Origin of the sequence: Mucilaginibacter calamicampi, assembly GCF_042676765.1 — a bacterium.
GTDB classification, from domain to species: Bacteria; Bacteroidota; Bacteroidia; order Sphingobacteriales; family Sphingobacteriaceae; genus Mucilaginibacter; species Mucilaginibacter calamicampi.
In genome coordinates this window covers 301,485-328,399 of the sequence record NZ_JBHTHU010000022.1, presented here as the reverse complement: position 1 = coordinate 328,399, position 26,915 = coordinate 301,485, and the positions used below count along the sequence as shown (strand labels likewise).

At 43.4% G+C, this 26,915-nt stretch carries 24 protein-coding genes; 13 read left to right on the top strand and 11 right to left on the bottom strand.

Annotated elements, in window-relative coordinates; all coding sequences use genetic code 11:
• Nucleotides 1–27: 27 nt before the first annotated feature.
• Together ACFQZS_RS18985 and ACFQZS_RS18980 are read right to left on the bottom strand one after the other, a co-directional pair.
• Nucleotides 28–1,158 carry an alpha/beta hydrolase fold domain-containing protein gene (locus tag ACFQZS_RS18985; RefSeq protein WP_377102600.1) on the bottom strand — a complete coding sequence of 377 codons (1,131 nt, stop codon included), beginning with the start codon at nt 1,156–1,158 and terminating at the stop codon, nt 28–30.
• A gap of 10 nt (nt 1,159–1,168) precedes the next feature.
• Entirely contained in the window at nt 1,169–1,780 is a 612-nt protein-coding gene (locus ACFQZS_RS18980) for a SprT-like domain-containing protein (RefSeq protein ID WP_377102598.1), read from the bottom strand.
• A gap of 91 nt (nt 1,781–1,871) precedes the next feature.
• Between ACFQZS_RS18980 and ACFQZS_RS18975 the strand changes: the two genes are divergently transcribed.
• Entirely contained in the window at nt 1,872–2,237 is a 366-nt protein-coding gene (locus tag ACFQZS_RS18975; RefSeq protein WP_377102597.1) for a response regulator, read from the top strand.
• A gap of 109 nt (nt 2,238–2,346) precedes the next feature.
• Nucleotides 2,347–3,489, top strand: coding sequence for a YncE family protein (locus ACFQZS_RS18970; RefSeq protein WP_377102595.1), 1,143 nt, complete (start codon nt 2,347–2,349; stop codon nt 3,487–3,489).
• A 121-nt stretch (nt 3,490–3,610) separates the two neighbouring features.
• Here the strand turns inward: ACFQZS_RS18970 and ACFQZS_RS18965 are convergent, their stop codons facing one another.
• Entirely contained in the window at nt 3,611–4,393 is a 783-nt protein-coding gene (locus ACFQZS_RS18965; RefSeq protein WP_377102594.1) for a cupin domain-containing protein, read from the bottom strand.
• 77 nt (nt 4,394–4,470) lie between these two features.
• A complete protein-coding gene (locus ACFQZS_RS18960) occupies nt 4,471–5,481 on the bottom strand; it encodes a tetratricopeptide repeat protein (protein WP_377102593.1) in 1,011 nt (336 codons plus the stop codon).
• 112 nt (nt 5,482–5,593) lie between these two features.
• Here ACFQZS_RS18960 and ACFQZS_RS18955 point away from each other — a divergent pair, with 112 nt between their 5' ends.
• From ACFQZS_RS18955 to ACFQZS_RS18925, 7 genes are all read left to right on the top strand, one after another.
• Nucleotides 5,594–6,802 (top strand): serine hydrolase domain-containing protein, encoded by a 1,209-nt coding sequence (locus tag ACFQZS_RS18955; RefSeq protein WP_377102714.1) that lies wholly within the window; start codon nt 5,594–5,596, stop codon nt 6,800–6,802.
• Nucleotides 6,803–6,898: 96 nt separating this feature from the next.
• Nucleotides 6,899–7,204 carry a YbaB/EbfC family nucleoid-associated protein gene (locus ACFQZS_RS18950; protein WP_377102592.1) on the top strand — a complete coding sequence of 102 codons (306 nt, stop codon included), beginning with the start codon at nt 6,899–6,901 and terminating at the stop codon, nt 7,202–7,204.
• 107 nt (nt 7,205–7,311) lie between these two features.
• Nucleotides 7,312–7,989: a metal-dependent hydrolase gene (locus ACFQZS_RS18945; RefSeq protein WP_377102591.1), complete on the top strand. Its 678-nt coding sequence runs from the start codon at nt 7,312–7,314 to the stop codon at nt 7,987–7,989.
• Between the two features lie 160 nt (nt 7,990–8,149).
• A complete protein-coding gene (locus tag ACFQZS_RS18940) occupies nt 8,150–8,554 on the top strand; it encodes a response regulator (protein ID WP_377102590.1) in 405 nt (134 codons plus the stop codon).
• A gap of 217 nt (nt 8,555–8,771) precedes the next feature.
• The gene (locus ACFQZS_RS18935; RefSeq protein ID WP_377102589.1) at nt 8,772–9,449 is read left to right on the top strand and encodes an OmpA family protein; all 678 of its coding nucleotides are present in this window, start codon (nt 8,772–8,774) and stop codon (nt 9,447–9,449) included.
• A gap of 102 nt (nt 9,450–9,551) precedes the next feature.
• The gene (locus ACFQZS_RS18930; protein ID WP_377102588.1) at nt 9,552–9,938 is read left to right on the top strand and encodes a hypothetical protein; all 387 of its coding nucleotides are present in this window, start codon (nt 9,552–9,554) and stop codon (nt 9,936–9,938) included.
• An 82-nt stretch (nt 9,939–10,020) separates the two neighbouring features.
• Nucleotides 10,021–11,373, top strand: coding sequence for a hypothetical protein (locus tag ACFQZS_RS18925; protein ID WP_377102586.1), 1,353 nt, complete (start codon nt 10,021–10,023; stop codon nt 11,371–11,373).
• Between the two features lie 129 nt (nt 11,374–11,502).
• Here the strand turns inward: ACFQZS_RS18925 and ACFQZS_RS18920 are convergent, their stop codons facing one another.
• Complete coding sequence (locus ACFQZS_RS18920) at nt 11,503–12,438, bottom strand: hydrogen peroxide-inducible genes activator (protein ID WP_377102585.1); 936 nt, start codon at nt 12,436–12,438, stop codon at nt 11,503–11,505.
• A 361-nt stretch (nt 12,439–12,799) separates the two neighbouring features.
• Between ACFQZS_RS18920 and ACFQZS_RS18915 the strand changes: the two genes are divergently transcribed.
• The 3 genes from ACFQZS_RS18915 (at nt 12,800) to polA (ending at nt 18,240) form a co-directional block, all read left to right on the top strand.
• Nucleotides 12,800–13,357, top strand: coding sequence for a DNA-3-methyladenine glycosylase I (locus tag ACFQZS_RS18915; protein WP_377102584.1), 558 nt, complete (start codon nt 12,800–12,802; stop codon nt 13,355–13,357).
• A gap of 62 nt (nt 13,358–13,419) precedes the next feature.
• Nucleotides 13,420–15,285 (top strand): carboxypeptidase regulatory-like domain-containing protein, encoded by a 1,866-nt coding sequence (locus ACFQZS_RS18910; protein WP_377102583.1) that lies wholly within the window; start codon nt 13,420–13,422, stop codon nt 15,283–15,285.
• A 138-nt stretch (nt 15,286–15,423) separates the two neighbouring features.
• The gene (gene polA, locus ACFQZS_RS18905; protein WP_377102582.1) at nt 15,424–18,240 is read left to right on the top strand and encodes a DNA polymerase I; all 2,817 of its coding nucleotides are present in this window, start codon (nt 15,424–15,426) and stop codon (nt 18,238–18,240) included.
• A gap of 504 nt (nt 18,241–18,744) precedes the next feature.
• Here the strand turns inward: polA and ACFQZS_RS18900 are convergent.
• The 4 genes from ACFQZS_RS18900 to kbl are packed head-to-tail and all read right to left on the bottom strand — an operon-like array spanning nt 18,745 to nt 22,014.
• Complete coding sequence (locus ACFQZS_RS18900) at nt 18,745–19,326, bottom strand: TetR/AcrR family transcriptional regulator (protein WP_377102581.1); 582 nt, start codon at nt 19,324–19,326, stop codon at nt 18,745–18,747.
• Between the two features lie 5 nt (nt 19,327–19,331).
• Complete coding sequence (locus ACFQZS_RS18895) at nt 19,332–19,748, bottom strand: hypothetical protein (RefSeq protein WP_377102580.1); 417 nt, start codon at nt 19,746–19,748, stop codon at nt 19,332–19,334.
• Nucleotides 19,748–20,782, bottom strand: a complete 1,035-nt coding sequence (gene pheS / locus ACFQZS_RS18890) for a phenylalanine--tRNA ligase subunit alpha (RefSeq protein WP_377102578.1) — start codon at nt 20,780–20,782, stop codon at nt 19,748–19,750. The genes ACFQZS_RS18895 and pheS overlap by 1 nt, the downstream gene beginning before the upstream one ends.
• A gap of 41 nt (nt 20,783–20,823) precedes the next feature.
• Nucleotides 20,824–22,014: a glycine C-acetyltransferase gene (gene kbl / locus ACFQZS_RS18885; RefSeq protein ID WP_377102577.1), complete on the bottom strand. Its 1,191-nt coding sequence runs from the start codon at nt 22,012–22,014 to the stop codon at nt 20,824–20,826.
• 126 nt (nt 22,015–22,140) lie between these two features.
• Here kbl and ACFQZS_RS18880 point away from each other — a divergent pair, with 126 nt between their 5' ends.
• The gene (locus ACFQZS_RS18880) at nt 22,141–24,630 is read left to right on the top strand and encodes a DUF5686 and carboxypeptidase regulatory-like domain-containing protein (protein WP_377102576.1); all 2,490 of its coding nucleotides are present in this window, start codon (nt 22,141–22,143) and stop codon (nt 24,628–24,630) included.
• Here ACFQZS_RS18880 and ACFQZS_RS18875 read toward each other — a convergent pair whose 3' ends face one another.
• The gene (locus ACFQZS_RS18875; protein ID WP_377102574.1) at nt 24,631–25,941 is read right to left on the bottom strand and encodes a UDP-N-acetylmuramoyl-tripeptide--D-alanyl-D-alanine ligase; all 1,311 of its coding nucleotides are present in this window, start codon (nt 25,939–25,941) and stop codon (nt 24,631–24,633) included.
• 200 nt (nt 25,942–26,141) lie between these two features.
• Complete coding sequence (locus ACFQZS_RS18870) at nt 26,142–26,882, bottom strand: ferritin-like domain-containing protein (RefSeq protein ID WP_377102573.1); 741 nt, start codon at nt 26,880–26,882, stop codon at nt 26,142–26,144.
• Nucleotides 26,883–26,915 lie beyond the last annotated feature (33 nt).

Sequence of the window (26,915 nt, the reverse complement as noted above, 5' to 3'; positions counted from 1 at the left end):
TATTTAAAACTTTCTGTCCTCCCCCTTTTAGGGGGTCGGGGGGCTAACACTATCTAAAAACCGCGTTACAGCATAAGTAGATAACTGCCCGCCGGGCCCGGTCAAATTAAAATCAAACCCGTGGGTGGCCCAGGGCAACTTTAACCAGTAGTGTTTTACACCGTATTGCTCTAACTTCAGATCAAGGCGGCGGCTATGTTCATAAGCTACCAAAACGTCGTTCTCTCCATGAATAATTAGTGTAGGTGTAGAGGTTCTGTTTACAAACTCAAGCGGCGAACTGTCGAAATAGCTTTTCTGAGCATTATTGTAGGTGCCTCCAAGATAACGCTCCATTACACCACGCGAATCCATAACCAGCGGACTGGCCGGAACAGAATAACCCCACACCATATCGGCTGGGCCATAAAAATCAATCACCCCCTTAATACCGCTATCTTTTAATGTGTACGCCGCTACTAAAGCTATCTGTGCCCCGGCTGATCGCCCGAGCAAAACAAAGTTATTGGTGTCAATGTGCAGGTTATTGGCGTGAGCTTTCAGGTAGTTCATCGCGTTTCTAACATCCTCAACCGGGAAGGGGCTTTGGTATTGCGGTGCCATGCGGTAATTAATAGCAGCCACATTGTAGCCTGATTGGGCCAGGTAACTATTCAGTTCGGGTACCTGTTTACTATCTCCGCTGCTCCAGGAGCCACCATGAATAACAACAACGCAAGGGCGCTTTCCGCCAACCTGCGCCTGGTAAAAATCAAGGTTTAATTGAATGTCGGGATAATTGACATAGGTTATACTTGTATAGGCAACTTTGGGTACAGAAGAAAGCATTTTAACTACGCTAAAAGGCTTATCTGTTTTGCCCAGGGAGTTTACATGCAGACTGGCGTCTATTTGTTTTTGCAAACTACCGGCTAAAACATACGCGCGTACTATTGGCGATAAAAACAATACCAGCGCAACAACGCCAATTATTGTACCTGCTAATTGATACTTGTGTATCCAAAACCCCATTATTAACAAGGCGGCCACAATAGCTGCGAAAACCAGCGGATACTCTGTTACCCCAATAGCCAACAGCCACAAATAATACATAGGCGCCTTGAATACCGACAAAAGCGATATCATGAAAAAAATAATGATCAGAACAAGGCGCGTCATTTTATAAAAATTAATCCTGTATCAATTCAACTTCGGCTACCGGGCTGAACAGGTAAAGGCGTTTGGTGCTTATCTCTGTACACTTGTACCTTTTCCGTAGCTTTTCTTCCTTACGGAAGATGCGGCCGTCTTTTAATTTAAAAAGTGCGTGTACGGGTATTTTTTCTACGGTATGCATTGCCTCTTTGGGTGGATCGTATTTACGCAGGGAGCGATAAAGGCTCAGATCAGAACAACTTGAAGCCGCAGGATTATTAAGATAGCTTACAATAGCCTGCTTTACATCAGGTGGAAAAACTTCCTTTTCAAAAAAAGGCTGCATCATGCGTTTAAAATTACCTTTCCACTCGGTGCCGTGCGGCTTTGCATTATGCTTATGCTCATTCCAGGTATGCAGATGCGCAAACTCATGCACAGTAGTTACTAAAAACGCGTAGGGATTAAGATCATAATTTACCGATATACGATGCCCCTTTCCGTCATGCGGCGGGCGGTAATCGCCAAACTTGCTGTTACGATTACGCGATATTTTAAATTCGCACTTAAAGTAATCTATCCATCGGCCTATAAGCGGAGCAGCTTGCGGCGGCAGGTAGCGTTCTAATATTTTTACTTTATCCAATTTTACCTCGACTGTAAAGATAACAATTTGCCTATCAGTTTAAAAACCATGGCACAGCATTTGTCTATACTTATTATAAATAAGATATATCATGACAAAGCGGATATTAATAGTGGATGACAACGAGTTCATGGTAGAGGTAATGACCTATATATTAAACAGTAAGGGGTATGAAGTTATACCTTTATATACAGGTAATCAGGTATTTAATACTATTAAAATAGATCACCCTGACTTGGTTATATTAGACCTTGCATTACCCGATCTGGATGGCCGCGACATATGCAAACTGCTTAAATTAAATAGCTCTACCAAAGATCTTCCGGTTATTTTGTGCTCCGGTGCAGAAGACCTTGACGAAGCGCTTAAGCTCCCCGGCGCTCCTAATGATGTACTGCATAAACCCTTCGACTTAAACTCCCTTGTTCAAAAAGTAGAGTATCAATTAGCTGCTTAATAAGTTAGTTATCTTAATATCTTCAATATTTGCAGTTGCGGCGGCTTCTTGTTAGGTTTGGTATTCAGTTATTAAACTAAAAACGCTATTTCTTTAAATCAACCTCGTCATGAAAACCAGGATCAATCTTATTATTGCCGTTGTTTTAGTGTGCATTATTCATTTAAGCACAGGTTGGAATGAGCCGGTGAAAGAGATAAAGGCAAAAAAAGCACCGGCTGCACTTAACGGGCGGTATCTTTTTGTAGCGGTACCCGGCATACGCGATTACCTGGGTTATGGGGGCCACGGTTTGCTGGTTTTTGATATTACCAATGGCCATAAGTTTGTTAAGCGCATTTCTACGCAAGGCATGCACCCCAATGGCCTGCCATCAAACGTTAAAGGTATTGCAGCAAGCGTACCGCTCAATAGTGTATACATAACCACGTGGGAGTCTTTACAACGCATAGATATAGGCACGGGCAAATTGGTTTGGGAGAAACTAATACCCGGCGGATGCGACAGGTTAGCCGTATCGCCTGATGGAAAAACCATTTACCTGCCTGCTTTTGAAGGGCATACCTGGACGGTTGTAGATGCCAAAACCGGCGATGTGATTAAACAGTTGGATGGTTTCAATAAATCACACAATACAGTTTACGGCCTTTCGGGCGACCGGGTATATATGTCAGACATAGCCAATACCATTGTTAAAGTAGCTGATACAAAAACCAACCAGATCATATCGCAGATAGGGCCATTCTCTGCCCCTGTGCGCCCATTCACTATTAACGGTGCCGAAACAACCATTTATGTTAACTGTAATGATCTGTTGGGCTTTGAAGTAGGCGATCTGAAAACCGGGCAGCGTACAGCAAAAGTTGTTGTTCAGGGTTGGGAAAAAGGCACGGTGAGAAGACACGGCTGCCCAAGCCATGGCATAGGCTTAACACCTGATGAAAAAGAAATTTGGGTTTGCGATGGCTTTAATATGCGCATGCATGTTTTTGCAAACAAGCCTCCTTACCAGCAATTAACCACCATTCCGTTGCGTGATATGCCCGGATGGATCACTTTCAGCAAGGATGGCAAATATGCCTACCCATCAAGTGGCGAAGTATTGGATACAAAAACCCGCAAAGTTTTAACGTATTTGACCGACGAGAACAACAACGCGGTTGGCAGCGAGAAAATGATTGAGGTGTTTATGGCCAATAACAACGCCACAAGCATAGCCGATCAGTTTGGTGTTGGAAGAATAACAAAATAAAAAGGAGGCGTAGGCCTGTAAATTATTCCCTGCACCATCAGCTATTGCAATGGAGGGGGGGCTCAGAGCCACGTGAACCCCTGTGAGCCGGCGTGAGCCCCTGTGAGCCCCCCCCTCGTTTTTAATCCTTTTTTAGCAAATGCCATTGTATGGCGTAGTAACCGCATGGTTTGCTGCCGATATTTTGCGCAGCGTGCAGCACTTTTGAACCCATTAAAACAGCATCCCCGTTTTGCGCCATAAATTTTTCCTGGCCTATCTGAAACTGGCATTCGCCGTCTATCATCAGTATCAGTTCCTCCGCGCGGTGCGTATGCGGATCATGGCTGTTAAAGCCGTTGTTTAATACCGTGGCATGTACATCAAAACGCTCAAACATGGTGGTTGGCCTGTCATAAACATTGCGTGTTTCGCCTTTGCCTGTTTTTGTTACTTTAAGCGCGTTCCAGTCTTTTATAAAGGATGGCCCGGCATCATGCCCACGTTTTATATCTTCCAGTTTGGTTTTATAACTCATGGCGTACCAGCTAACAGGCCCCATGGTATTGTTTTCAAAAGTCATTTTGTCGCCGGCTAAAACCAAAGCCAAGCTGCCCGGGCCAACGGTTTTGCTGCTATCGCCCACAGTTAATTTGATGGTTCCGCTTTTTACGACTATTAGTTGCTCAAACTTACTGTCGGCATTTGTTGAGGTGTATTTCTTTCCCGCGGGCAGCGTGTTTACATAAACATCAAACTGCTTAATATCCAATGTAGGGCCAGATGCTACCAGGCGTTTCTCTAACACACCCACCTTTTGCACTTTAGAGTTGCTTAACTTATAAACAGCAGCGTGTAACGAGTCGATAGCGGCCATTGCGCTGGTTGTGGCCAGCAGACACACGGCCAGAAATAATTTTTTCATAATAAGTATAATTGGGGCTTAAAGGTATTTAAAAAAGGTACGAAGCACCGTTTGAGGCGCGCTTTTTTATTAGTTAGTCACCTCGGCGTGCCGTTTACCCACTCATCAAAAGCACTTACCTTTGATGCGTTGTTTTGCCGCCATTTTTCATACGCCGCGCCGTCAGCGTTTTTATTGATCAACTGCGACAGCGCTTCGGCATTGTTGCTTTGCGCCAGCTTATAAAAGTAGCTCACAAAAAATTTATCAAAAAAACTTTTATCAGCCTTTTTAGCCGTCGCCTGCCAGGCAAATACAAAAATGTTTTTAAGCTGATATTCCAGCAATGGCACGCCTGAAAGTTTTTGCGCTGCGGTGGAGTTAATAACCGTTGTTATGCCCGCATTGAATATGGCTGCTTCTTTGGCTTCGGCGGTCGATAGCTCTTTGGTATCGGCTCCTTTTAATACACCTCCCTTTAAAATGCTTTGTATATTGGTGTAGGCTTCCTCCGCCCTCGGCGAGTTAGGGTCCGTTAATAAAAAGCTGCAAAGCCCTAATAGAGCGTTCATTCTTTTATTCTGATGAAAAGCTACCAGCGCATACAGGCGCTGACTGTTGGCATGTTCTACAGCCAGCTTTATGGCCTCAATGGCAGCCTTCTCCGCTTCAGCATATTGTTTATCCCTAAAGAAGGCCAGCCCTATATTGAACCACATGTTTTGGTCGGTCGGAAATTTTTTTAAGCCTTCGCTATAAACAGTAATGGCTTTTGCAGCTTGCGCTGATGCATCGTAAATCCCCCCCAAAAGGCTGTAAGCTGCGGCCGTATAGTTGGAGTTTGTATTGGTGACTTTTTCGGCGTAGGGTATTGCTTCGTTGCCATTTTTTACTGCAACCAGGCTAAACGCCAGCTGATAGTTTGCCGCTGCATTATCCGGTTCTGTTTGAAGCACCTCTTTAAATTTTGATGCCGCCTCTGCATGTTTGCCTGCCTTTTGCAGTTCAAGCCCTTCGCTCAATAAAGCAGCTTCTTTACCCTGGGCGAAAATTATTGTTGAACAAAAAACAAGAAAAGCTGTTAATAGTGGTTTAAAAACGGTTTGCATTACTTAAGGTTAAGAGCCGGTTAACTAAAGCTATAAATTGTTTAAAACTTTAGTTTTATCGTCATTATTTAATTTTCAAATTGCGGGCTTAATTTTTCATCATCATATACCTATACAATACGTGAATCTACGCACTACTGTTTTTATTCCACTGTTGGCTTTAATTGCCTCCTGTTCTTCCGGCTCAGAAAAAACCGCTACCGCGGCATCAAATAGTATAAATTTTGACACTACCGCCCTGCTAAGTTATAACGCCCAAAAGGCCGATAAACGTATTGATGAATATATGCAAAAACTGCATAAAACCCGGGGCTTTAATGGCAATGTGCTGGTTGCAAAAAAAGGAAAAATAATTTATGAGAATGCTATTGGCTGGGCTGACTACCTGCACAGAGATAGCTTGAAAATAAACTCTGTGTTTGAGCTGGCGTCCATATCAAAAACCATGACGGGTACGGCCATTTTAATGCTGATGGAGCGTGGCAAGCTTAAGCTTGAGGATGATGTGAGAAAGTTTTTTCCAAACTTTCCGTACGAGGGCGTTACCATACGTTTATTACTTACGCACCGCTCGGGCATGATGAACTATGTTTATTTTGTGGATGATATTTTCCGTAAAGAAAAGCGCGATCAGAAGAAGGGCCTCACCAATATGCAGGCTATGGATATGATAGCGCAGTATAAACCCGCGCGTTATAACAAGCCCGATGTTTCCTTTCATTACAACAACTCCAACTTTATGGTGTTAGGTGCCATAATTGAAAAAGTGAGCGGCATGCCTTATGCGCAGTTTATGAAAGAGAACGTATTTAAACCGGCCCGTATGGCCCATACCAATGTTTATTCAAAAGCCAATTACGATAAAATTCCGGTTGATGTGGTAGGGCACGACAGGGGCAGCTGGAGATACTCGGTAGTGCAAAACTTTTTAGATGGCCCGGTGGGCGACAAGGGGGTATACAGCACGGTTAGCGACCTCTTTCTGTTTGACCGGGCATTACGCGCGGGTCTGTTATTAAAAAAGCAAACGCTCGACTCGGCCTACGCCCCGCATAATAAGTGGATCAGAGGGCACTTTAATTATGGGTATGGATGGCGTATATTTGAGTCGCCGGGCCAAAAAGTGGTGTACCATACGGGCTGGTGGCACGGGTTTAAACATATTTACCTGCGCGATATGAAAAATGATATTACGATAGTGTTGTTGTCAAACCTGTCTAACGGTAGTTTGTTACAGTTAGACGATCTGTTTAAAATTACCGGCATGCCTGTGGTTAGAAAAGGGGCCTATACCGGTAACGGGGATACGAGTGAGGATTAGCCTTAGCCCCCCGACCCCCTAAAGGGGAGTTGATGCGTGAACAAATAAATTGAATAACTTTATATAAAAAATCCCCTTTAGGGGGTTAGGGGGCATATGTTCGATAAAATAATGGAGGCCCAGCAAAAGGCTGGCGAGATAAAAAAGAGATTAGATGCTATTACCGTTACCGGCACTGCCGAAGGTGGTAAAATAACAGTGACCGCAAATGCCAACAAGCTTGTGCAAAGCGTTGTAATTGACGAGGCTTTTTTAAAAGATGCCGACCGCGAAGAACTCGAGGAGCTTTTGGTAGTAGCCATTAACAAAGCCCTGCAACAGGCCGACAATGTTAGCCAAAGCGAAATGGCTGCCGCTACCAAAGATATGTTTGGCGGGCTTGGCGGTATGTTTGGCAAATAGCACCTTGATTTTAGGTTTGTTTGATTGACTTGATATTTACAATGTTTATCGCCAGGCTATAATCTTAAAATTCTTTAATCATAAAAATCTTAGTTCAGACAAACACCATGAAAACCACATACTACGGGCAGTCAACCATAATGATTGAAACTGAAGGAAAAAAGCTATTGTTTGATCCTTTTATTACCCCTAATCCGGCAGCAAAACAAATAGATATTAATGCCTTGCAGCCGGATTATATTTTGGTTTCCCATGGACACGGCGACCATGTTGCCGATCTGATAGCCATACAAAAAAGCAGCGGGGCTAAGGTTATATGCATTGCAGAAATTGCCGACTGGCTTAACAAGCAGGGAATTGAAAATGTGCACGGTATGAATATTGGCGGTGGCTTTAATTTTGATTTTGGCCGTGTTAAGATGGTTAACGCAGTGCACTCCAGCACCTTGCCTGATGGTTCATCCGGAGGTAATCCTGCTGGTTTTGTTTTATACGCTGAAGGCAAAAAAATATATTTTGCAGGTGATACCGCCCTTACTTACGATATGAAACTGTTGGAAGATGAAAATCTTGACTGGGCGTTTTTACCCATTGGCGACAATTACACCATGGGTGTTGATGATGCCATTAAAGCTACCCGGTTCATCAATTGTAATAACGTTATCGGGGTTCATTACGATACATTCCCTGTTATTAGCATAGATAAGGATGACGCGATTGAAAAATTTATAAAAGCAGGCGTAAATATTAAGTTGCCGGCTATTGGTGAGGAGACCGCTTTGTAACTTTTTTGATAAGATTGAACTGCATTCACATTTTATCAGCCAGAACTAACTGATAAACAGCATTTTAAATTACCGTTAGTAATTACCCTCTCGCACGGCGCTGAAATCTCTGCTGCTAAATGCTATATTGGAGCGTAATTAATAAGCCCCCTCACAATTAATGAAAAAAATAGACATTGCCTGCGTAATTGACGATGATGATATATACACGTTCACGGTAAAAAAGATCATTGACAATTCGCAATTAGCAGAAAAGACCCTCTTTTTCCCAAACGGGAAGCTGGCATTGGATTTTTTTAATGAATATCTTCATCAAACCACGCATCTTCCTGATCTTATTTTGCTTGACATTAATATGCCCGTGCTGGATGGCTGGCAATTTATGGATGAGTTTATTAAACTTAGCCCCCTTATTAATAAACGCATAGTAGTTTATATTGTAAGTTCATCAATTGATCAGGCAGATTTTAATAAGGCAAAAGGCTACGAGCAAATATCTGATTTTATTGTAAAGCCGGTAACTGCCGCTATGTTCCGCAAGATGGTGGAAGATATCGCTGCATAAATTTTCAGACAAACTTACTGTATAGCGTTTTTTTGATTGATATTGTACTAAAAAACAGTCATTTTGGCTGTTTGTGCCGTATTGAGCACAGTTGCTTGTCTTATAAAATTTCTCAATTATTAAAATTTTATTGTTTAAGTAGCATTACATGCCATTAATATTATAATATCATTTTGGCACTCGCTTTGAATATGTTATATCACATATCAATAATATTATGAAAACATATAGATTAAAAGTAGCTACAATAGGATTAGCAATGTCTGCCGCAGCCTTTATGGGTGCAGGTTGCAGCTCAATGAACAAAACGCAAAAAGGCGCAGCCATAGGTGTGGGTGCAGGTGGCGCAATTGGCGCTATAATTGGTAAAAGCGCAGGTAATACTGCTTTAGGCGCTATTATAGGTGGTGCGGTTGGCGGTACAGCCGGCGCTCTGATTGGTCGCCGTATGGATAAACAAGCTGCCGAAATAAAAAATACAGTACCCGGCGCAACCGTAATAAGAGATGGCGAAGGTATATTGGTTAAATTCGACTCGGGTATTTTGTTTGATACCGATAAGGCAGATGTAAAATCAGCAGCGCAAACCAACTTGCAAAATTTAGCCACCTCGCTAAAAAGCAATCCGGAAACAAATATCATGATCATTGGTCATACTGATGATACCGGTTCTGACAGCCATAACATGGATCTTTCTGTACGAAGGGCCGAGTCTGTTAAATCATATTTGGCTATGAATAGCGTAAGTAGTTCTCGTTTAAGCACAACCGGTAAAGGCGAGTCTGAGCCGATAGCCGCAAACACTAGCGTTGATGGCCGCGCTCAAAACCGTAGAGTTGAGATAGTTATCTTAGCTAACGATAAAATGAAAGCGGACGCTAAACAAGGCAATTAAGATTTAATATACCATATAGTTTTTTAAGGAACCGGGCATAAATGCCCGGTTTTTTATTTTTATGGTATTGATATTAATAGTTTATCACCTACATTTGTTGCGATGAAAAAGTTTGCAGTATTATTCATGATCCTGCTGTACGGGGCAACCGGTACAGGCTTCGCCATGAACCTGCACTTTTGCGGCGGAACAGTAGCCGCTATCAAAATAAATGGTCCCGCCCCTGTTTGCAGCCCTGACGGCGAAAAAATGAAAGGCTGTACCGACAAGAAAGTTACTGTAAAGGTAAAAGACGCCCATCAGGCTGAAGTATCATCTAAGGCACCTGGCATTTCAAGTTTTGAACTGCTTGGATTTTCGTTAAGCGATTTTATGCCCGCGGCGCACCAGGCTTTACTTGAAAAACTTTTTGATAAAACACCACCTCCCGCTCCACCGCCTCCATCAAAGACGGAGCCTTTTTTAAAGAACCGCAATCTGCGTATCTGATAATTATTGAACGTTTGCTGCATTAAACTTTGCATTGCTATCGCTTTGCAAAAATTTTTATTACGATCAATTTTTTATTCAGATGAAACAAATAATAATTGCTGCCGCGTTGGTATTGGCCTGTGCTGATTCGCTTTTCGCGCAGCATCAAAACCATACTACCGATAATACAAAAACGCAACATACTGATGACGGCCCGCCAATGACGAGCAAGTTCTCGTTGGATCTGCCCATGAACCGGGATGGCTCCGGAACATCATGGGTGCCTGATGAAACACCGATATACGCATACATGATACATGGCAAAAAATGGATGACCATGATACATGGCGACTTTTTTTTACGCTACAACAAACAGGATGTTTTTAATTCCGGCTCGCGCGGCGGTGCCAAATTTGATGCCCCTAACATGATTATGTTAATGAGCCAAAGGCGGGTTGGGCGCAACGGGTTGTTCTCTGTTAATACCATGCTATCATTTGACCCCTTTACCGTTGGCAATGGCGGCTATCCGCTGCTGTATCAAACCGGCGAAAGCTACAAAGGAAACATACTGGTTGACCGCCAGCACCCGCATGATCTGTTTGCTAACTTAAGCATTGCATATACACACAGGGTAGCCAAAAGCACTGATCTGTCGTTGTCGGTAGGCTATCCTGCGGAGCCTGCCCTAGGGCCGCCTGTGTTTATGCACCGCATGTCTGGTTGGAACAGTCCCGATGCCGTATTGGGTCATCATTATCAGGATGCTACACATATTGCTTTTGGCGTGGCTACATTGGGGTTAAGGCATAAGAATTTCAAGCTGGAAGGCTCGGTGTTTACCGGGCGAGAACCGGATGAGTTTCGTTATGGTTTTGATAAGGCCCGGTTCGACTCCTATTCGGTGCGTTTATCCTACAACCCAACATCGCAATGGGCGTTCCAGGTGTCAAACGGCTGGCTCCATAATCCGGAAGAAGCCCATAATGGTAACGTGAATCGCTTTACAGCATCGGCCATCCACACCAAAATGCTTAGCGCAAGCAGCTATGTGGCAACTACATTGGTTTATGGCCAGAACAAACATGCCGGGCATGGCCCTGCAGAGCCGTCGGTACTGCTTGAAAGTACGATGCAATGGACCAAAACAGCGTTGTATGGCAGGTATGAGTTTGTACAAAAAAATGCCGAAGCGCTGGGGCTTGATAACGTTTTACCTGCCAACCCCAACTTAAATATCAATGCTATAACTTTAGGCACCAACTACATGTTAGGCACTTTTAAGCAAACCAATATTACTGCCGGAGTACAGGGCACGCTGAACGTATCCCCCTCTGCTGTTAAAAATATTTATGGTTCAGCGCCTATGGCACTACAGGTTTATTTGCGTATTAATCCTTCTATGCTGAAATTGGGAAGACCGCGCAACATGATAATGGATATGGACATGTAATATTTTTCGAAAAATGTTTGTCATATTGAGCGACAGCGAAATATCTTATACGCCTTGCTAACCGAGCGCTTGGTATAACATGGTTTACAGGATTCTTCGCTGTCGCTCAGAATGACAACCAAGAGGCCGTTATATCTCCATCACTTCCTTTTTCTTCTTTGTCCTCATCCGTTTAGGCACCAGCTCCAGTATCTCGTTCCTTAACGCTTCTATCATCCGGCGCTTCAAGAAGTTTTTCTGAATAACAATGCTCACCTCGCGGGCGGGTTCAGGCGATTTAAAGTAGTGTACCCTTTCCATTTGTTTTTCGCTCATGTCGGCCAGCGCCAGCTCAGGTAAAATGGTGGCACCATTATTTTGCTCAACCATGCGCTTTAGTGTTTCCACACTGCCTGTATTGTACTCAAAATGCTGAAAACCCTGGGTTGATCTGCGCCGCTGGCAGATGTTAAGCACCTGTTCGCGCATGCAATGTCCTTCGTTTAACACCCAGATCTCCTCCATGTCAATATCATCAGGCGTTATGTTTTTCTTTTTTGATAGCTTGCTGTTTTTTGAAGCGTAGGCCACAAAATTCTCGTAAAAAACCGGGATCTCTTTTAACGCACTTTCCCTAAGCGGGGTAGAAAGTATGCCGCAATCCAACGTGCCTAATTTTAACTGCTGAATGATCTGCTCTGTGGTTTGCTCCCAAACGATCAGCTTTACCTGCGGATATCGCTCAATAAAGCCCTTTATCACTTTAGGCAATATATACGGCGATATTGTTGGGATGATACCCACCTTCAACTCGCCAGACAGGTCGCGCTGTCTGTCTGATATGATCTCTTTTATCTTCTCACTTTCAGCTAATAGTACCCTGGCTTGTTGAATGATGTCAACGCCAATTTCAGTAGGCGTTACCGGCTGCTTACTGCGGTCAAAGAGTTTTACGCCAAGCGTGTCCTCCAGCTTTTGCACCTGCATACTCAGTGTAGGTTGGGTTACAAAACACTTCTCTGCGGCTATTACAAAACTGCGGTAAGTATCAACCGCAACTATGTATTCTAATTGAACTATCGTCATATCAATAAAATCTATTGTAAATGTAATAAATAATTGATTCAATCTATATCCATAAATAAATACGATTATTTTTGACTGGCGCAAACACAGTTGCTCAGGGAAATCGCTTTTAAAACTTTTGGCCTTCGCAGTTTTGTGCTAAAGCCACCTGTCTTTTTCAACTTCCCCGTTGGCTAAAGCCAACGGCAATGACAAGCCTATGTTTTAATTTCATTGCCGTCCCCTTTAGGGGGCGGATAACCTAAAACAGACAAGTGGCTTTAGCCAAATAATTTTAGAAAGTTAAAGCGATCCCCTGCGCGATTGCTAAAAAAATTGGCATTTTAAATCCGTTTGCTATATTTAAACTTTATTTGCTGACATGGAAGACCGAAACCTAAAAAGATGTGCATGGTGCGGCACAGACGCACTATATATGAAATACCACGATGAAGAGTGGGGACGGGAAGTACATGATGACAAGATATTGTTTGAGTTTCTGATCTTAGAATCGGCGCAGGCCGGTTTAAGCTGGATAACTATTCTTCGTCGCCGCGAAAACTATCGTAAAGCCTTTGCCAATTTTGATGTGCAGAAAGTAGCCGCCTTTACAAATGATGATGTAGAGCGGTTGATGCAGGATGCAGGCATTATCCGTAACCGCCAAAAAATTAAGGCGGCCATTAAAAGCGCCAACTTATTTTTACAGGTGCAGCAAGATTTTGGGTCGTTTAATAATTATCTGTACAGCTTTATGCCTGATGGCAAACCCATCAACAATACATCAGGCACAACCCCAGTTACCACATCCATATCCGACGCAATAAGTAAGGATATGAAAAAGCGCGGTTTTACCTTTTTTGGCAGTATAATATGTTACGCCTATATGCAGGCTGTTGGTATGGTGAATGACCATGTGCCGGGCTGTGGGTTTAAATAGGATTTTTTTATATTATTCACTTTGTTGATTAATTATTATCTTGCTTATCCTATCACATTGAGATGAAGCTGAAAGTTTTTTTCCTGAGCATAGTTGTTTTATCGCTCTTAATAGGATGTAAAAAAGAACAAAGTGCCCCTGTGGCGCAAAAAACCGGAAACCTAACAGGTGTTATTACCAATAGTTACGGCCAGCCAATTGAAGGTGCGCAAGTTTCGCTTGATTCCTATTCTACTGTTTCAACCTATAATGGATCTTATTCATTTAACGACAAACCAGTAAAAAAATATTCGTTAACTGTTTCAAAAAGTTCATACCTCACTAAGATTGAAAGTATAGATATAGTTGAAAATAAAACGATAGAAAAAAAAATTGTATTAGAAGCCGGGGAGCCCTATTTGAATATTTCTGAAACAACGTTTAAGGCTAACCCAAATGGCTCTGGTTTTTATGTGCAAGTGCTATCAAATGTTGACTGGATGGTACAAATTGGTTCTAAATGGATCTCAAGCGAAAAGACCGTTGGAAAAGGTAATGAAAGAATAACTATTAGTTACGCCACTAATGATAATTCATCTAACAGAACAGACACAGTATACTTTATTTCGGGTAATATTAAAAAATCGTTGGTTATTAGTCAGAGCGTATTGCTGAAGCTGTCATCGTTTGAGGGTATTATTGGGAACGGAGAAATGAATATACTGGATTCGGTTCATCTGAGTTTTAATAAGCCGATAAGTACAATAACAATCCAAAGCAATTTCGGCCTTTGCGTTACAGATATAAAATATACCCTCGCAAATAGTAATGAGGATGTTTATTTTTCGTACGGTTGTGCAAAGTTGGGCGATAGCTTTCCATTCACCATAACAGCAACGGATGCAGAAGGCGGTCGTTTAGTAAGCAACGTCAATGTCCCATTTTATAAATTTAAGCGCACCATAACTGGATTTATCACAGATTATATTTTAGTTAATCAGGAAAAGGAAATGATCATTGCAGCATACAATCCTAGTAAGCTTATAAGGTATTCTATTGAAAAGGACTCTGTCCTGCAAACCTATGATTTATCAAACGCAATATCACCTGTTAAACTTTCCTATAATCCATATGACGGTAAGGTTTATATTATGGGGTCTGACCCCTCAATTGATCATCGCGATATAACTGTAAACCGTTCTGATATTTATACATTAAATCTAACCAGCGGGCAGGTAGTAAAAGCCTTAACTATAAACCCTAGTGTTAATGATTCTCAATCACTCCCATATAACATCCCCTATGGAATTGGTTTCACCCGATCCGGGCATGGGGTTCTGCTTATTCATTCCAAATACTCGAGCGGAATTACATGGCGCTTGATTGATTGTACTAATAATTATGCTGTTAGTGAATACCCTTATCCCATAAGCGATGCAGAATATCTGGATGGTGTTTATATGAATTTTGATCAAACTAAATTGATTTTTACTCAAACATATACCGGTTCTTGCAACTATGGTATATTTGATGGTGGCACTCAAAAGATGTCTATCATAAGACCAAGCTCAGTAACCAGAAGCGTGTTTATCACGCCAAGTAGAAAAGATGATAAAATATATTTTGGTCAGTTGTACGATCAATTTATTATGGATCCGAAAGGCAACATGAGTCAAATATCCTACATAGATAATAGAGTTAATGCGAGTGCTGACTTCAGTTACAGGGCTGGCGAAAACAACTTTATTTATTTCTGCGAGGAAAATTATTTAAAAATATTGGATTATAGTCGTTCTAAGACAATAATGTGGTGTGATATGACTTATGGGGCTAAAAAATTCACTTCGACAGTAAATGGAAAATTAGCGATAGCTTATAAGCAAAATCAGGATTTAACAAGCTCCTTTTATGTGTTTGACATTAACTCGTTGTACCGCCACACAAAATAATACATTGATTGAGTTTCTATCATTAAGCTTAGGCTGACCTATATTCTCAGCATTAATTGTATTTTTGAAATCACCGATTGGGTTGGATGATGGTATCAATTTCATCAAACCAATCAAATAAATCAGCGATTCTGACAAATGAAAAAACTATTCCTTTTAGATGGTATGGCGCTTATTTACCGGGCGCATTTTGCTTTGAGTAAAACGCCGCGGTTTACGTCGGGCGGGTTTAATACCTCGGCAGTACTTGGGTTTACCAATACCCTGCTAGATGTGCTCAAAAAGGAAAACCCTACCCATATGGCGGTGGTTTTTGATACCGAAGCCCCTACTGAAAGACACACAGAGTTTGCCGCTTACAAAGCACACCGCGAGGCTATGCCCGAGGATCTTTCAAAAGCGCTGCCTTATATATTTAAGCTGATATTAGGTTTTAATATTCCTGTTATTACATCAGACGGATACGAGGCCGACGATATTATAGGCACCCTTGCCAAAAAAGCCGAGCAGAAGGGCTACCATGTTTATTGTATGACACCCGATAAGGATTTCGGGCAATTAGTGTCTGACAATATTTTCATCTACAAACCCGGCCGCCAGGGTAACGAAATGGAGATTTTGGGCGTTAAGGAAATTTTGGCCAAATGGGAAATTGCACGTGTCGACCAGGTTATAGACATTCTTGGCCTTTGGGGTGATGCTGTAGATGGCATACCCGGCATACCCGGCGTTGGCGAAAAAACAGCCAAAACGCTTATCAAACAATATGATTCGATGGAGGGAATTTTTGCCAACAGCCACGAGTTAAAGGGTAAGCTGAAAGAAAACATTGAGGCATTTAAAGAACAAGGTCTGCTGTCAAAAAAGCTGGCTACTATATTATTGAATGTTCCGGTTGAGTTGGATGAGGAGGGGTTAGAAATTTGCGCCCCAAGCAAAGAGCTGCTGGAGCCCCTTTTTGCCGAACTGGAGTTCAGAACTTTAGGTCGCCGTGTTTTTGGGGATGATTTTAGTATTACCGAAATAAAGGCCGTATCTGCAGGTACGCAGATAGACATGTTTGGCGCACCTGTAGCTGAGGGGCGAACAACTTTAACGGTAGACGTGCAGGATATCAAGGAGCCTGAGTTTGAACCGGCCGGCAAGAACATTGGTAATACCCCGCACGAATATCACCTGGCTGATACCAAAGAAAAACGTGCGGAACTCATCGCTCTGCTAAAACAACAAAAAAGTTTCTGCTTTGATACTGAGACAACCGGTACCGATGCCAATAACTGTGAATTGGTGGGCCTATCCTTTTCTGTTAAAGCAGGCGAAGGCTGGTATGTCCCTGTTCCGTTGGATGAGAAAGAAATAACGGCTATAGTACACGAGTTTAAGGAAGTGATGGAGGACCCTGCCATTGGCAAGATTGGCCAGAACATTAAGTTTGATATCCTGATGATGAAATGGTACGGCGTGCAGTTGCATGGCGACCTGTTTGATACCATGATGGCGCACTACATCATTGACCCTGACACCCGCCATAACATGGATGTGTTGAGCGAGAATTACCTGGGTTATAAACCGGTGTCAATTACAGAACTTATCGGACCAAAAGGGAAGAACCAAGGCAGCATGCGCGATGTGGAGATAGAAAAAATAAAAGAATACGCCGCCGAGGATGCCGACATCACCCTGCAACTAAAAGAAGTTTTTGAACCCAAGATAAAAGCAGCCGGAGCGGTTGAGCTGCTGCATAAAATTGAGAATCCGCTGATCTATGTTTTGGCTGATATGGAGCACGAAGGTGTGCGTATTGACCACGATACACTCAAAGAATTCTCTAAAGAACTGGAAACCGATATTGCCAAGTTAGAGAAAACGGTTTACGAGAAAGCCGGGGTGCGTTTCAACATCGCATCGCCAAAGCAATTGGGCGAGGTGTTGTTTGAAAAACTGATGCTTGATCCTAAAGCGAAAAAAACAAAAACCGGGCAGTACCAAACCGGCGAGGATGTGCTGCTATCATTAGCCGCCAAGAGCGATATTGTACGCGATATATTGGATTACCGCCAGCTGCAAAAGCTAAAATCAACCTACGTTGATGCGCTACCAACCATGGTGAATCAAAAAACCGGCAGGGTGCATACCAGCTATAACCAGGCTGTGGCTGCAACAGGGCGCTTAAGCTCAACCAACCCGAACCTTCAAAACATCCCCATCCGTACCGAGCGTGGACGCGAGGTTCGTAAGGCCTTTATTCCGAGGGATGATAACCACACCATAGTATCTGCGGATTATTCGCAGATAGAGCTGCGCATTATTGCCGAAATAAGCAAGGATGCTAACATGATGGAGGCCTTTGTGCAGGGCATTGATATCCACACCGCAACTGCCGCTAACGTTTATGGTGTACCGGTAGCAGAGGTAGACAGCACCCAGCGCCGCAATGCCAAGGCGGTAAACTTTGGTATTATTTACGGGCAGTCGGCATTTGGGTTATCGCAGAATCTGGGTATACCACGCAAAGAGGCTGCGGAGATCATTGAGAACTACTTCGCGCAGTTCCCGGGTATTAAGCAGTACATGGCTGATACCATGAACTTTGCCCGCGAGAACGGTTATGTCACTACGTTAATGGGCCGTCGCCGTTACCTGAGAGATATTAACTCGGCCAACCAAACCGTACGTGGTTTTGCTGAACGAAATGCCATAAACGCGCCGATACAAGGCTCGGCTGCGGACATGATAAAGATCGCCATGATCAATATCCATCGGGAGTTTAAGGCCCGCAAGCTGGATGCCCGCATGACCATGCAGGTGCATGACGAGTTGGTGTTTGACGTGCCCAACCACGAGGTGGAGATAGTTAAACCCATCATCGTAGAGATGATGCGCAGCGCCATTAAAACCGAAGTGCCTATTTTGGTAGAGATAGGCACGGGGAAGAATTGGCTGGAAGCGCATTAAGCTTGGTCTTTGGTCATTTCGCTGCGCTGTCATTGGTCTTTGATTTAGTGGGGAGTGGGCAGTGCACAGTTTGACCTGTACAGGTGTTGCAGAACAATATAGCAACACTTGCAACGCTTTGCAACAGCATTTTTTGCAAGTATTTGGTTGTTAGCTGTTTGCAACTATTGCATGTTTAAACATGCAACGATTTGCAACAGACATATTCGTCAGTAAATTTAGCTGTAAATACTTCTTAATATGCTGATTTTAAACCAATTACATATTCGAAATTTTACTCTTTTTTTGCAACAGCTTTTGCAACACCTTAACCTTACTAAATTGTCTCTGTTAACTTCCTAAAATTAAATATCCCCTTCAGCATAATTACGCGGCCCGGTATAAAAAATGATGCGGTGGTTGAGGGGTTGGCTGATATATCAAAGGATTTGATATTGGTAAGCTTCCACCCGGAACGAAAGTTAAGATTAATATAACCGACTAAATCTTTTTAAGCGCCACTGGCTAAATAGTGATAGCCGCCTTAACCAGATATGGCAGTACATCCTTTTGGAAGGATACAAAGTTTTTGCGCACGTCGCTGTCGCTTACAGAGGTGAATGCGAAACTAAACACAATGCTTTTGCTGCAGGTGATGAGGAAACGCAGGCGCTGCATATAATTGCCATCTCTGCGTATGTGGGATATCCGGGCGAAGGAAGACATCAGCATATCCTCCAGCTCGTTACTCAAATTCTTTAAAAACTCCTGCGAGTTTGTTGATTCACGAATGAAATCCCAGCCGATAAACTCATTACAAACGGTATAACTCAGCCGGCATGTTTTCATGATGAGGCCGCTCAGGTGCTTTTCTTCATCTTCATCCGGACTGCTTTTGCTTATCAGGTCGTCAACGCTAACGCGTATGTAGTCCATCAGCAGGGTATGCAGTAATTCTTCCTTGCTTTCAAAATATTTGTAGATGGTGGCTTTGGCTATGCGCGCACGTTTGGCAATTTCGTTAACGCTGGTTTTATGGTACCCAAATTTCCGAAAAAGCTCCTGCGCGGCCCGCTTAATGCTGTCTTTTATTTTTTCGGCTTCCATCCAGATCAGTTAGACACGGTTAAGTAATTGCGTGACGCGTCAATATACACATTATATGCCCTAAGTGAACGTACTGCGGGTGCTTTATTAGGCGTACCGTCCTGCAATAGCCATTTTGAGCCGCTGCATGGGTCGGTAACCAGTAGTTTGTTATCATCTATAGTTACCGCGCAGCGTTTTTCGGGTTCGTAAGCGCTGCACCTGTCATAAGCCACATAGCCATTAACCGTATTGGCAACAATAACACCAACAACACCGCGCCCGTCAACCACAACAGCACTGCCCACAGCACGCAGCGGGCTATATTTAGGGTCATTCAACTGCAACTGAAAATTAACAGCCACGTAAGGCACAACATTACCCTGCTTACCGCATGCAGAAACAGCGAACAACAATAACAGCGCTATGCCCAATCTTTTCATTATATAATTTCAGATTGAAATTGTTTAAGGAAACGTACATCGTTCTCAGAGAACAGGCGCAAGTCCTTTATAACGTACTTTAGGTTAGTTATACGCTCAATACCCATACCAAAAGCGAAGCCGGTGTATTTTTTACTATCTATTCCACAGTTTTCCAGCACATTGGGATCAACCATTCCGCAACCTAATATCTCCACCCAGCCGCTGTATTTACACATGTTGCAGCCGCTGCCTTTACAAATGGTGCATGATACATCCATCTCTGCAGAGGGTTCGGTAAACGGAAAATAGGATGGACGAAAACGTACTTTAGTGCCCTCACCATACAACTCCTGTACAAAGTGATAAAGCGTTTGCTTCAGGTCGGCAAAGGATACATTTTCATCAACATACAAACCCTCCACCTGGTGAAAGAAGCAATGCGCGCGGGCAGATATAGCCTCGTTACGATAAACACGGCCCGGCATAATAGCGCGGAAAGGTGGTTTGCCGTTCTCCATCATGCGCACCTGTACTGATGATGTGTGTGTACGCAGCGCGATATCATCGGTACCGCTGGTCTTTTTGATGAAGAAAGTATCCTGCATATCGCGGGCCGGATGTTCCTCAGGGAAGTTAAGGGCCGAGAAGTTGTGCCAGTCGTCTTCAATCTCCGGGCCTTCCGCAACAACAAAGCCCAGGCGCTTAAACACATCTATAATCTCGTTACGTACAAGTGTTAAGGGGTGGCGCGAGCCTAATTCAAAGCCATCGCCGGGTAAGGTTTTATCTATTTCCGAGGTCGAGTTTTCGATGTTGGACGTAGTCGCCTCTTTAAGTTCATTGTAACGCTCCTCGGCTAATTGCTTAAACTGGTTAAGTACCTTACCAAAGGTGCGTTTCTCTTCCGGACCAACTGTTTTAAATTGGTCGAACAGATCTTTAATGATGCCCTTAGTACCTAAAAATTTTATCCGGAAGGCTTCCAACTCATCCGCCTTAGTAGCCGCGAATGCCTTTATCTCGGCGGTATATTTATCTATAGTTTCCTGCATTATAATAGGATTGCAAGCGCAAATTTAACAAACTAAAGCCATTATTTAAGTACGCCCAGCTCCTTACCTACTTTAGTAAACGCTGCAATAGCCTTATCCAAGTGCTCCGACTCATGCGCGGCAGATAACTGTACCCTTATTCTGGCCTTACCTTGCGGCACTACCGGGTAGTAAAAACCTATCACATATATACCCTCATCCAGCATTTTGGCGGCAAATTGCTGCGCCAGTTTGGCATCATACAGCATTACAGGCACTATAGGATGAACGCCCGGCTTAATATCAAAGCCTGCTTCCGTCATCGCTTTGCGAAAGTATTGCGTGTTTTGCTCCAGCTTATCGCGCAGCTGCGTAGTTTTACTTAGCATGTCAAGCACCGCTATAGATGCGCCCGCAATGGCCGGGGCCAACGTGTTGCTAAACAGGTAGGGCCGCGACCGCTGGCGCAGCAGATCAATAATTTCCTTTTTACCCGATGTAAACCCGCCCGACGCGCCACCCAGCGCTTTGCCTAATGTGCCCGTAATAATATCTATCTTATCAATTACATTATGATGCTCGTGCGTGCCCCTGCCGGTTTTGCCCATAAAGCCGCTGCAATGGCTCTCGTCAATCATCACCAAGGCGTTGTATTGTTCTGATAGGGCGCAAATTTTATCCAGTTGGGCAATGGTGCCATCCATGCTAAAGGCGCCGTCTGTAACAATAATTCTATGCCTGCAGTCTTGTGTAGCTTTTAGTTTTTCTTCCAGGTCAGCCATATCATCGTGCTTGTAGCGTTGTCGCTGCGCTTTGCACAGGCGCACACCATCAATAATTGATGCATGGTTCAACTCGTCAGATATAATGGCATCCTGCTCATTAAACAGCGGTTCAAACACCCCTCCGTTGGCATCAAATGCCGCGGCGTAAAGTATGGTATCTTCGGTGCCTAAAAACTCCGCTATCTTTTTTTCCAGTGTTTTATGGATATCCTGCGTACCACAAATAAAACGCACGGAGGATAGTCCGTATCCATGCGTATCCATCGCAGCTTTGGCGGCTTCTATAACCTGTTGGTTACCAGATAGGCCCAGGTAGTTGTTGGCGCAAAAGTTAATCACCTCCTTTCCGCCCTGAACCGTTATTTCTGCACCCTGCGGTGATGTGATGATCCTTTCTTTTTTATATAATCCGGCCTTTTCAATATCAGCAAGCTCCTGCTGTAATACCGGTTTTAGGGTGTTATACATATCAAAAAATTAAGATTACAAAACTAAGCATTCATGCTGTTAAACATGGTTAAGTGGTGGCTTCAAATAATATTAGCAGTGAAAGCAAACATTTGTTTATAAAAAACCTTTAATAGGATGGTTTATATGAAGATACGTTTACTCTTACTTTACCTTTTTTTAACAGCTTTTATAATTAAAGCTGAAGCACAGCAATTTGTTTTATCGGGCCGGATTGTTAATGAGCAAAACAAGCCGGTTTCTTTCGTATCTATCTACATCCGCAACTCTACTTACGGCACCACCACTAACGACGAGGGAAATTATACGCTTAAGTTGGAAGCCGGTACCTACAAAATAGTGTACCGTTTTGTAGGATTTAAAGAGCAAACACAAACCGTTACTATTGCCGGGCAGGACCAGCGCCTGAATATCAAACTGGAAAAGGAAATCTATCAGCCCCGGGCAATTGACCGTCAGGCACGCAACGGCCGCGATACCTCTGCAATGAATATTATGCAAAAGGTGATAGATAAACGTCAGTATTATCTAAACGAGGTAAATTCCTATTCATGTTCAGTTTATATTAAAGGGGTGCAAAAATTAATAGACGCACCTAACGCATTAATGCGGGGCGGGGTGGCTAATGTGTTATCATTAGACAGCAACGGCAAGGGGGTTTTGTATCAGTCAGAAATGCTTTCCACATTCACATCCGCAAGGCCCAACAAAATAAAGGAAGAAACTATAGCGCAGCGCATGGCCGGTATAACACCGTCATTCAGCTACTCAAAAGCTTCCGACCTGTCAGCCAATTTTTACGATAATATCTTCGCCGTACAGGGCTTAAGCAGCAGGGGCTTTGTTTCACCTATTGCATCAAATGCTTTTTCGTACTACCGTTATAAACTGGTGGGTACCGCAGTTAGCAACGGTAAAAATATTGATAAAATTGAGCTGATACCCAAGCATGCTCACGACCCCGTTTTTCGTGGGCACATTTATATTGTTGAAGGCGACTGGCGGCTTTACAGCGTTGATCTGGTACTGACCGACGAAGCCAACTTCCTTAATCTGGTTGATACCATGCGCATTAGTCAGCAATATGTGCCTATTCGCGACAGCACGTGGATGCCTTCATCAATAGAGTATGATTACAGCGGCAATGTATTCGGATTTAAATTTGAGGGGTATTACATCGGCTTATATAACAACTACAAATTTGATCTTAAAATACCGGACGGTTATTTCACCGGGGAAATTTTGCGCATAGATACCGCCGCTAATGTTAAAACGCCGTTGTACTGGACCAATCAGCGCCCGGTTCCGCTTACCCGGGATGAAAGTGTGGATGCCAGAAAACGGGATAGTATTGTAGCCATTCAAAGCACCCAAGCCTACCAAGACTCGCTGCAGCGAAGTAATAATCATCTTTCGCCATTACCTTATCTGGTAACCGGCCATACCATAATTAACCGCGCGGCAAAGGACACATTATATTTATATCCTTTTTTGCAGACCTTTTTTTACAATACGGTTGAGGGTTGGGGAGTTAATGCCAGGGTGAGGTACTCTAAACTTTTTGATGATTACCGGTCATATAGCGTTTCGCCAAGCATACGCTACGGCACGGCCAATAAATTGCTTAGCGCTAATGTGCGGTCATCCTATACGTACGATCTGTTTAACGCCGGGATGTTCTTTTTTGATGCCGGAAGCGATGTATTAGATCTTAACAATGCGGGTACGCGGTCGCTTTATTTTAACACATTGAGTACTTTACTGAGCGAGCGAAACTTTGTCAAGTATTATCGTTCTGTATTCGGCAATTTTGGGTGGCAGCGTGAAGTGAGTAACGGTATAAGGTTTAATGTAAACCTGGGATATTCAGATCGTACCCAGCTTTTCAACAACTCTTACAACCACATATTTGATAACAAAAACCGGGAGTTTACCTCAAACAATCCGCTGGCACCTGAAAATGCGCCTGCTGATGACCGCTCCATACTGTTTCCGCAGCATCAGGCGCTTACATTGAACGCTTCGGTAAGGTTTACCTTTGCACAACCGTTTATAACCCGCCCAACGGGCCGCATTTTTTTACAATCGGCCTATCCCGTATTGACGGTAAATTACCGCAAGGGTATCAGTGGCGTATTGGGTTCTGATGTTAATTACGATTTTACGTCGGTTACTGTAACTCAGGACAGGATAAGGCTTGGCTTAACCGGCTATTCGTCTTTCAAACTGGCTGCGGGTACTTTCTTAAATAAAAAGACGCTGTACTTCCCTGATTTTTATCACTTTATTGGTAACCAAGGCACTACTTTTGACCCAACCGATGTGGGCAGCTTCCATTTTTTACCTTTTTACAGGTTTAGCGCCAACAGTTCATTTGTTGAGGCGCACTATCAGCATAATTTTTCGGGATCAATTTTAAGGCGGATACCTTTTGTGCGCAGGCTAAAACTGGAAGAAATTGTTGGGGCAAATTACCTTACCATGAGAAATAACCCCAACTACTCTGAGTTTTATGTAGGCATTCAACGCCTCATTTTCCGGGTAGATTATGGTATCTCATTCACCGGTAACCAGCGTTATATCCAGGGGATAAGATTATTTTATGGTATAAGGTAATTAAAACAGCTCTACCAGCTTCTCTAACGCCATACCTCTTGATCCTTTTATAAGGATGGTACTGTTGGTTATTGGCCGCTGTTTCAAACCTTCCGCAGCATCATCCCGGGTTTCATAAAACTCAACGGGGAGTGCATCATCCTTCAGCTTATAAAACTCTTTGCCAATTATTACGCGCCTGTTAACAGGGGTAGCCAATGCTTTTTCTAATATGGCTTTGTGTTCTGCTTTGGCCTCCGTGCCCAGCTCAAACATATCTCCTAAAACGAGAACTTTATTGTCGGCAGCAAGTTCGCCCATATTGCCAATGGCCGCGGCCATACTGGTTGGGTTGGCGTTGTAATAATCGCAAATAAGGGTGTTGCTGGCGGTTTGCACCACCTGCGAGCGGTTATTTTTAGGCTGATAGTTGCTTATGCCCTTGTTTATCTGTTCGGGCGATAGATTAAAATGTACACCTATACAGATCGCCGCCAATATATTATCCAGATTATATGCACCGGTAAGTTGGGTTTTTACCTCATAGCTTTCGCCTGATGTGTTATTGGTCCATTTAAGCGACAGGTAAGGCGCGTTACCTGTTATCTCGCCGCTTACCAGGTCGTCAATGGCATCGCCGTAAAAAACCGGCGGCGTCTGAAACCTGCGGGCCGCCTGCATTGTCATCAATATGGGGTTATTGCTGTTGATGAATGCCTGTTGGTTATTGGCGCTTAAAAAATCGTACAGCTCCCCTTTGGCTTTTTTCACTCCCTCCAAACTGCCAAAACCTTCCAGATGCGCTTTACCTACATTGGTGATAAGCCCGTGTGTGGGTTGCGATATGCTGCTTAATAGGGCTATTTCGCCAACATGGTTGGCACCCATCTCTATAACCGCCGCCTGGTGCGATGTATTAATATTAAGTAGGGTTAATGGCACCCCAATATGGTTATTCAGGTTGCCCTGGGTGGCCAGCGTGTTAAACTGCTCAGACAATACAGCATTGATCAACTCCTTGGTGGTGGTTTTACCATTGGTGCCGGTAAGGCCAACCACCGGAATACTTAACTGCCTGCGGTGATGACGTGCCAGATCCTGCAAGGCAGCCAGTACATCATCTATTAAAATATATTTTTCGCCTGCTTTATATTCAGCGTTATCAATAATGGCGTATGCCGCGCCGGCTTCAATTGCCTGGGCTGCGAAGGTATTAGCATCAAAGTTTTCGCCTTTTAAGGCGAAAAATAAGCTGCCCGGGGTTATTTTACGGGTATCGGTAGTAATAACCGGGTGTTGCAGGTATATCTGGTAAAGTTGTTCGGTATTCATAATCAATAGTGGTAAAGTTATGATTTAACGGAATGTAAACATAAAAAAACCACTTTCGTTTTGGAGGGGATGTTTGTGGGGGTGGCTCAGGTTTTGTGTGAGCCAATGTGAGCCCCCGTGAGCCCCCTGCCATATTTTGTCTTCTGCTTTGATGCAATGAGACCGCAAACTGAGAGCGAAGGAACACAGAGAACTACACACTAAACCCACATGGGCTCACCACGTTCTGTTATAATTTTTAATGTTTTAGTGTACTTAAGTTCCATCTTTCTCCGGTAAGTAGCAAATGTATTACCACCAGCTTTAAACAGCTTGCGATGCGCAAACCATACCAAACCTGATGTGGCAATAAAAAAGTATTTATACGCCGTTATGCGCCACCATTTAGAGAACGCATTCTTATCATCAAAGATGATGGCAAGCCTTTCGGTTTGGAAGGTGATGTGATATGCCTCGTCAATCAATATATCGGTGCATATCTGTTTCAGCAATGTGCATTCCGTAGCATCCTTTAGTGCCTGGTAAAATATCTGCGCTGTACTTTCAACAACAATAACAGCCAGCGTCCATAGTTCCATACTGGTATTATAATACCGCACTTTTCTGAAAAGCGAATCACCCCAATCTTTTTTTATACGTGGAACGCCTATAGTATCCAGATAACAGCCTAAGTTATTGCCGTGCTTTTGCTCCTCCTTAATAAAAAGCTTAACTGCATCTATGTAAGCCACATCGCCAATTTTATGGGCGTACTTCGTAGCGGCAGCTATAAGGTGTTTACCTTCAGATGTTTCGCCCAATTGCCATGCCTGCAATGAGGCTTTGATGGTATCCAACTCGGCAATGGTTAATGCCGGTCTTACTTCCCAATTAACACGCTGTTCTAACGCGTTTGCCTTAAAATGATTTATCCAGTACTGGCTGGTGAAATATGTATTCATATGTGATAAGGTTAGTGTTTGCTAAGTTCTATT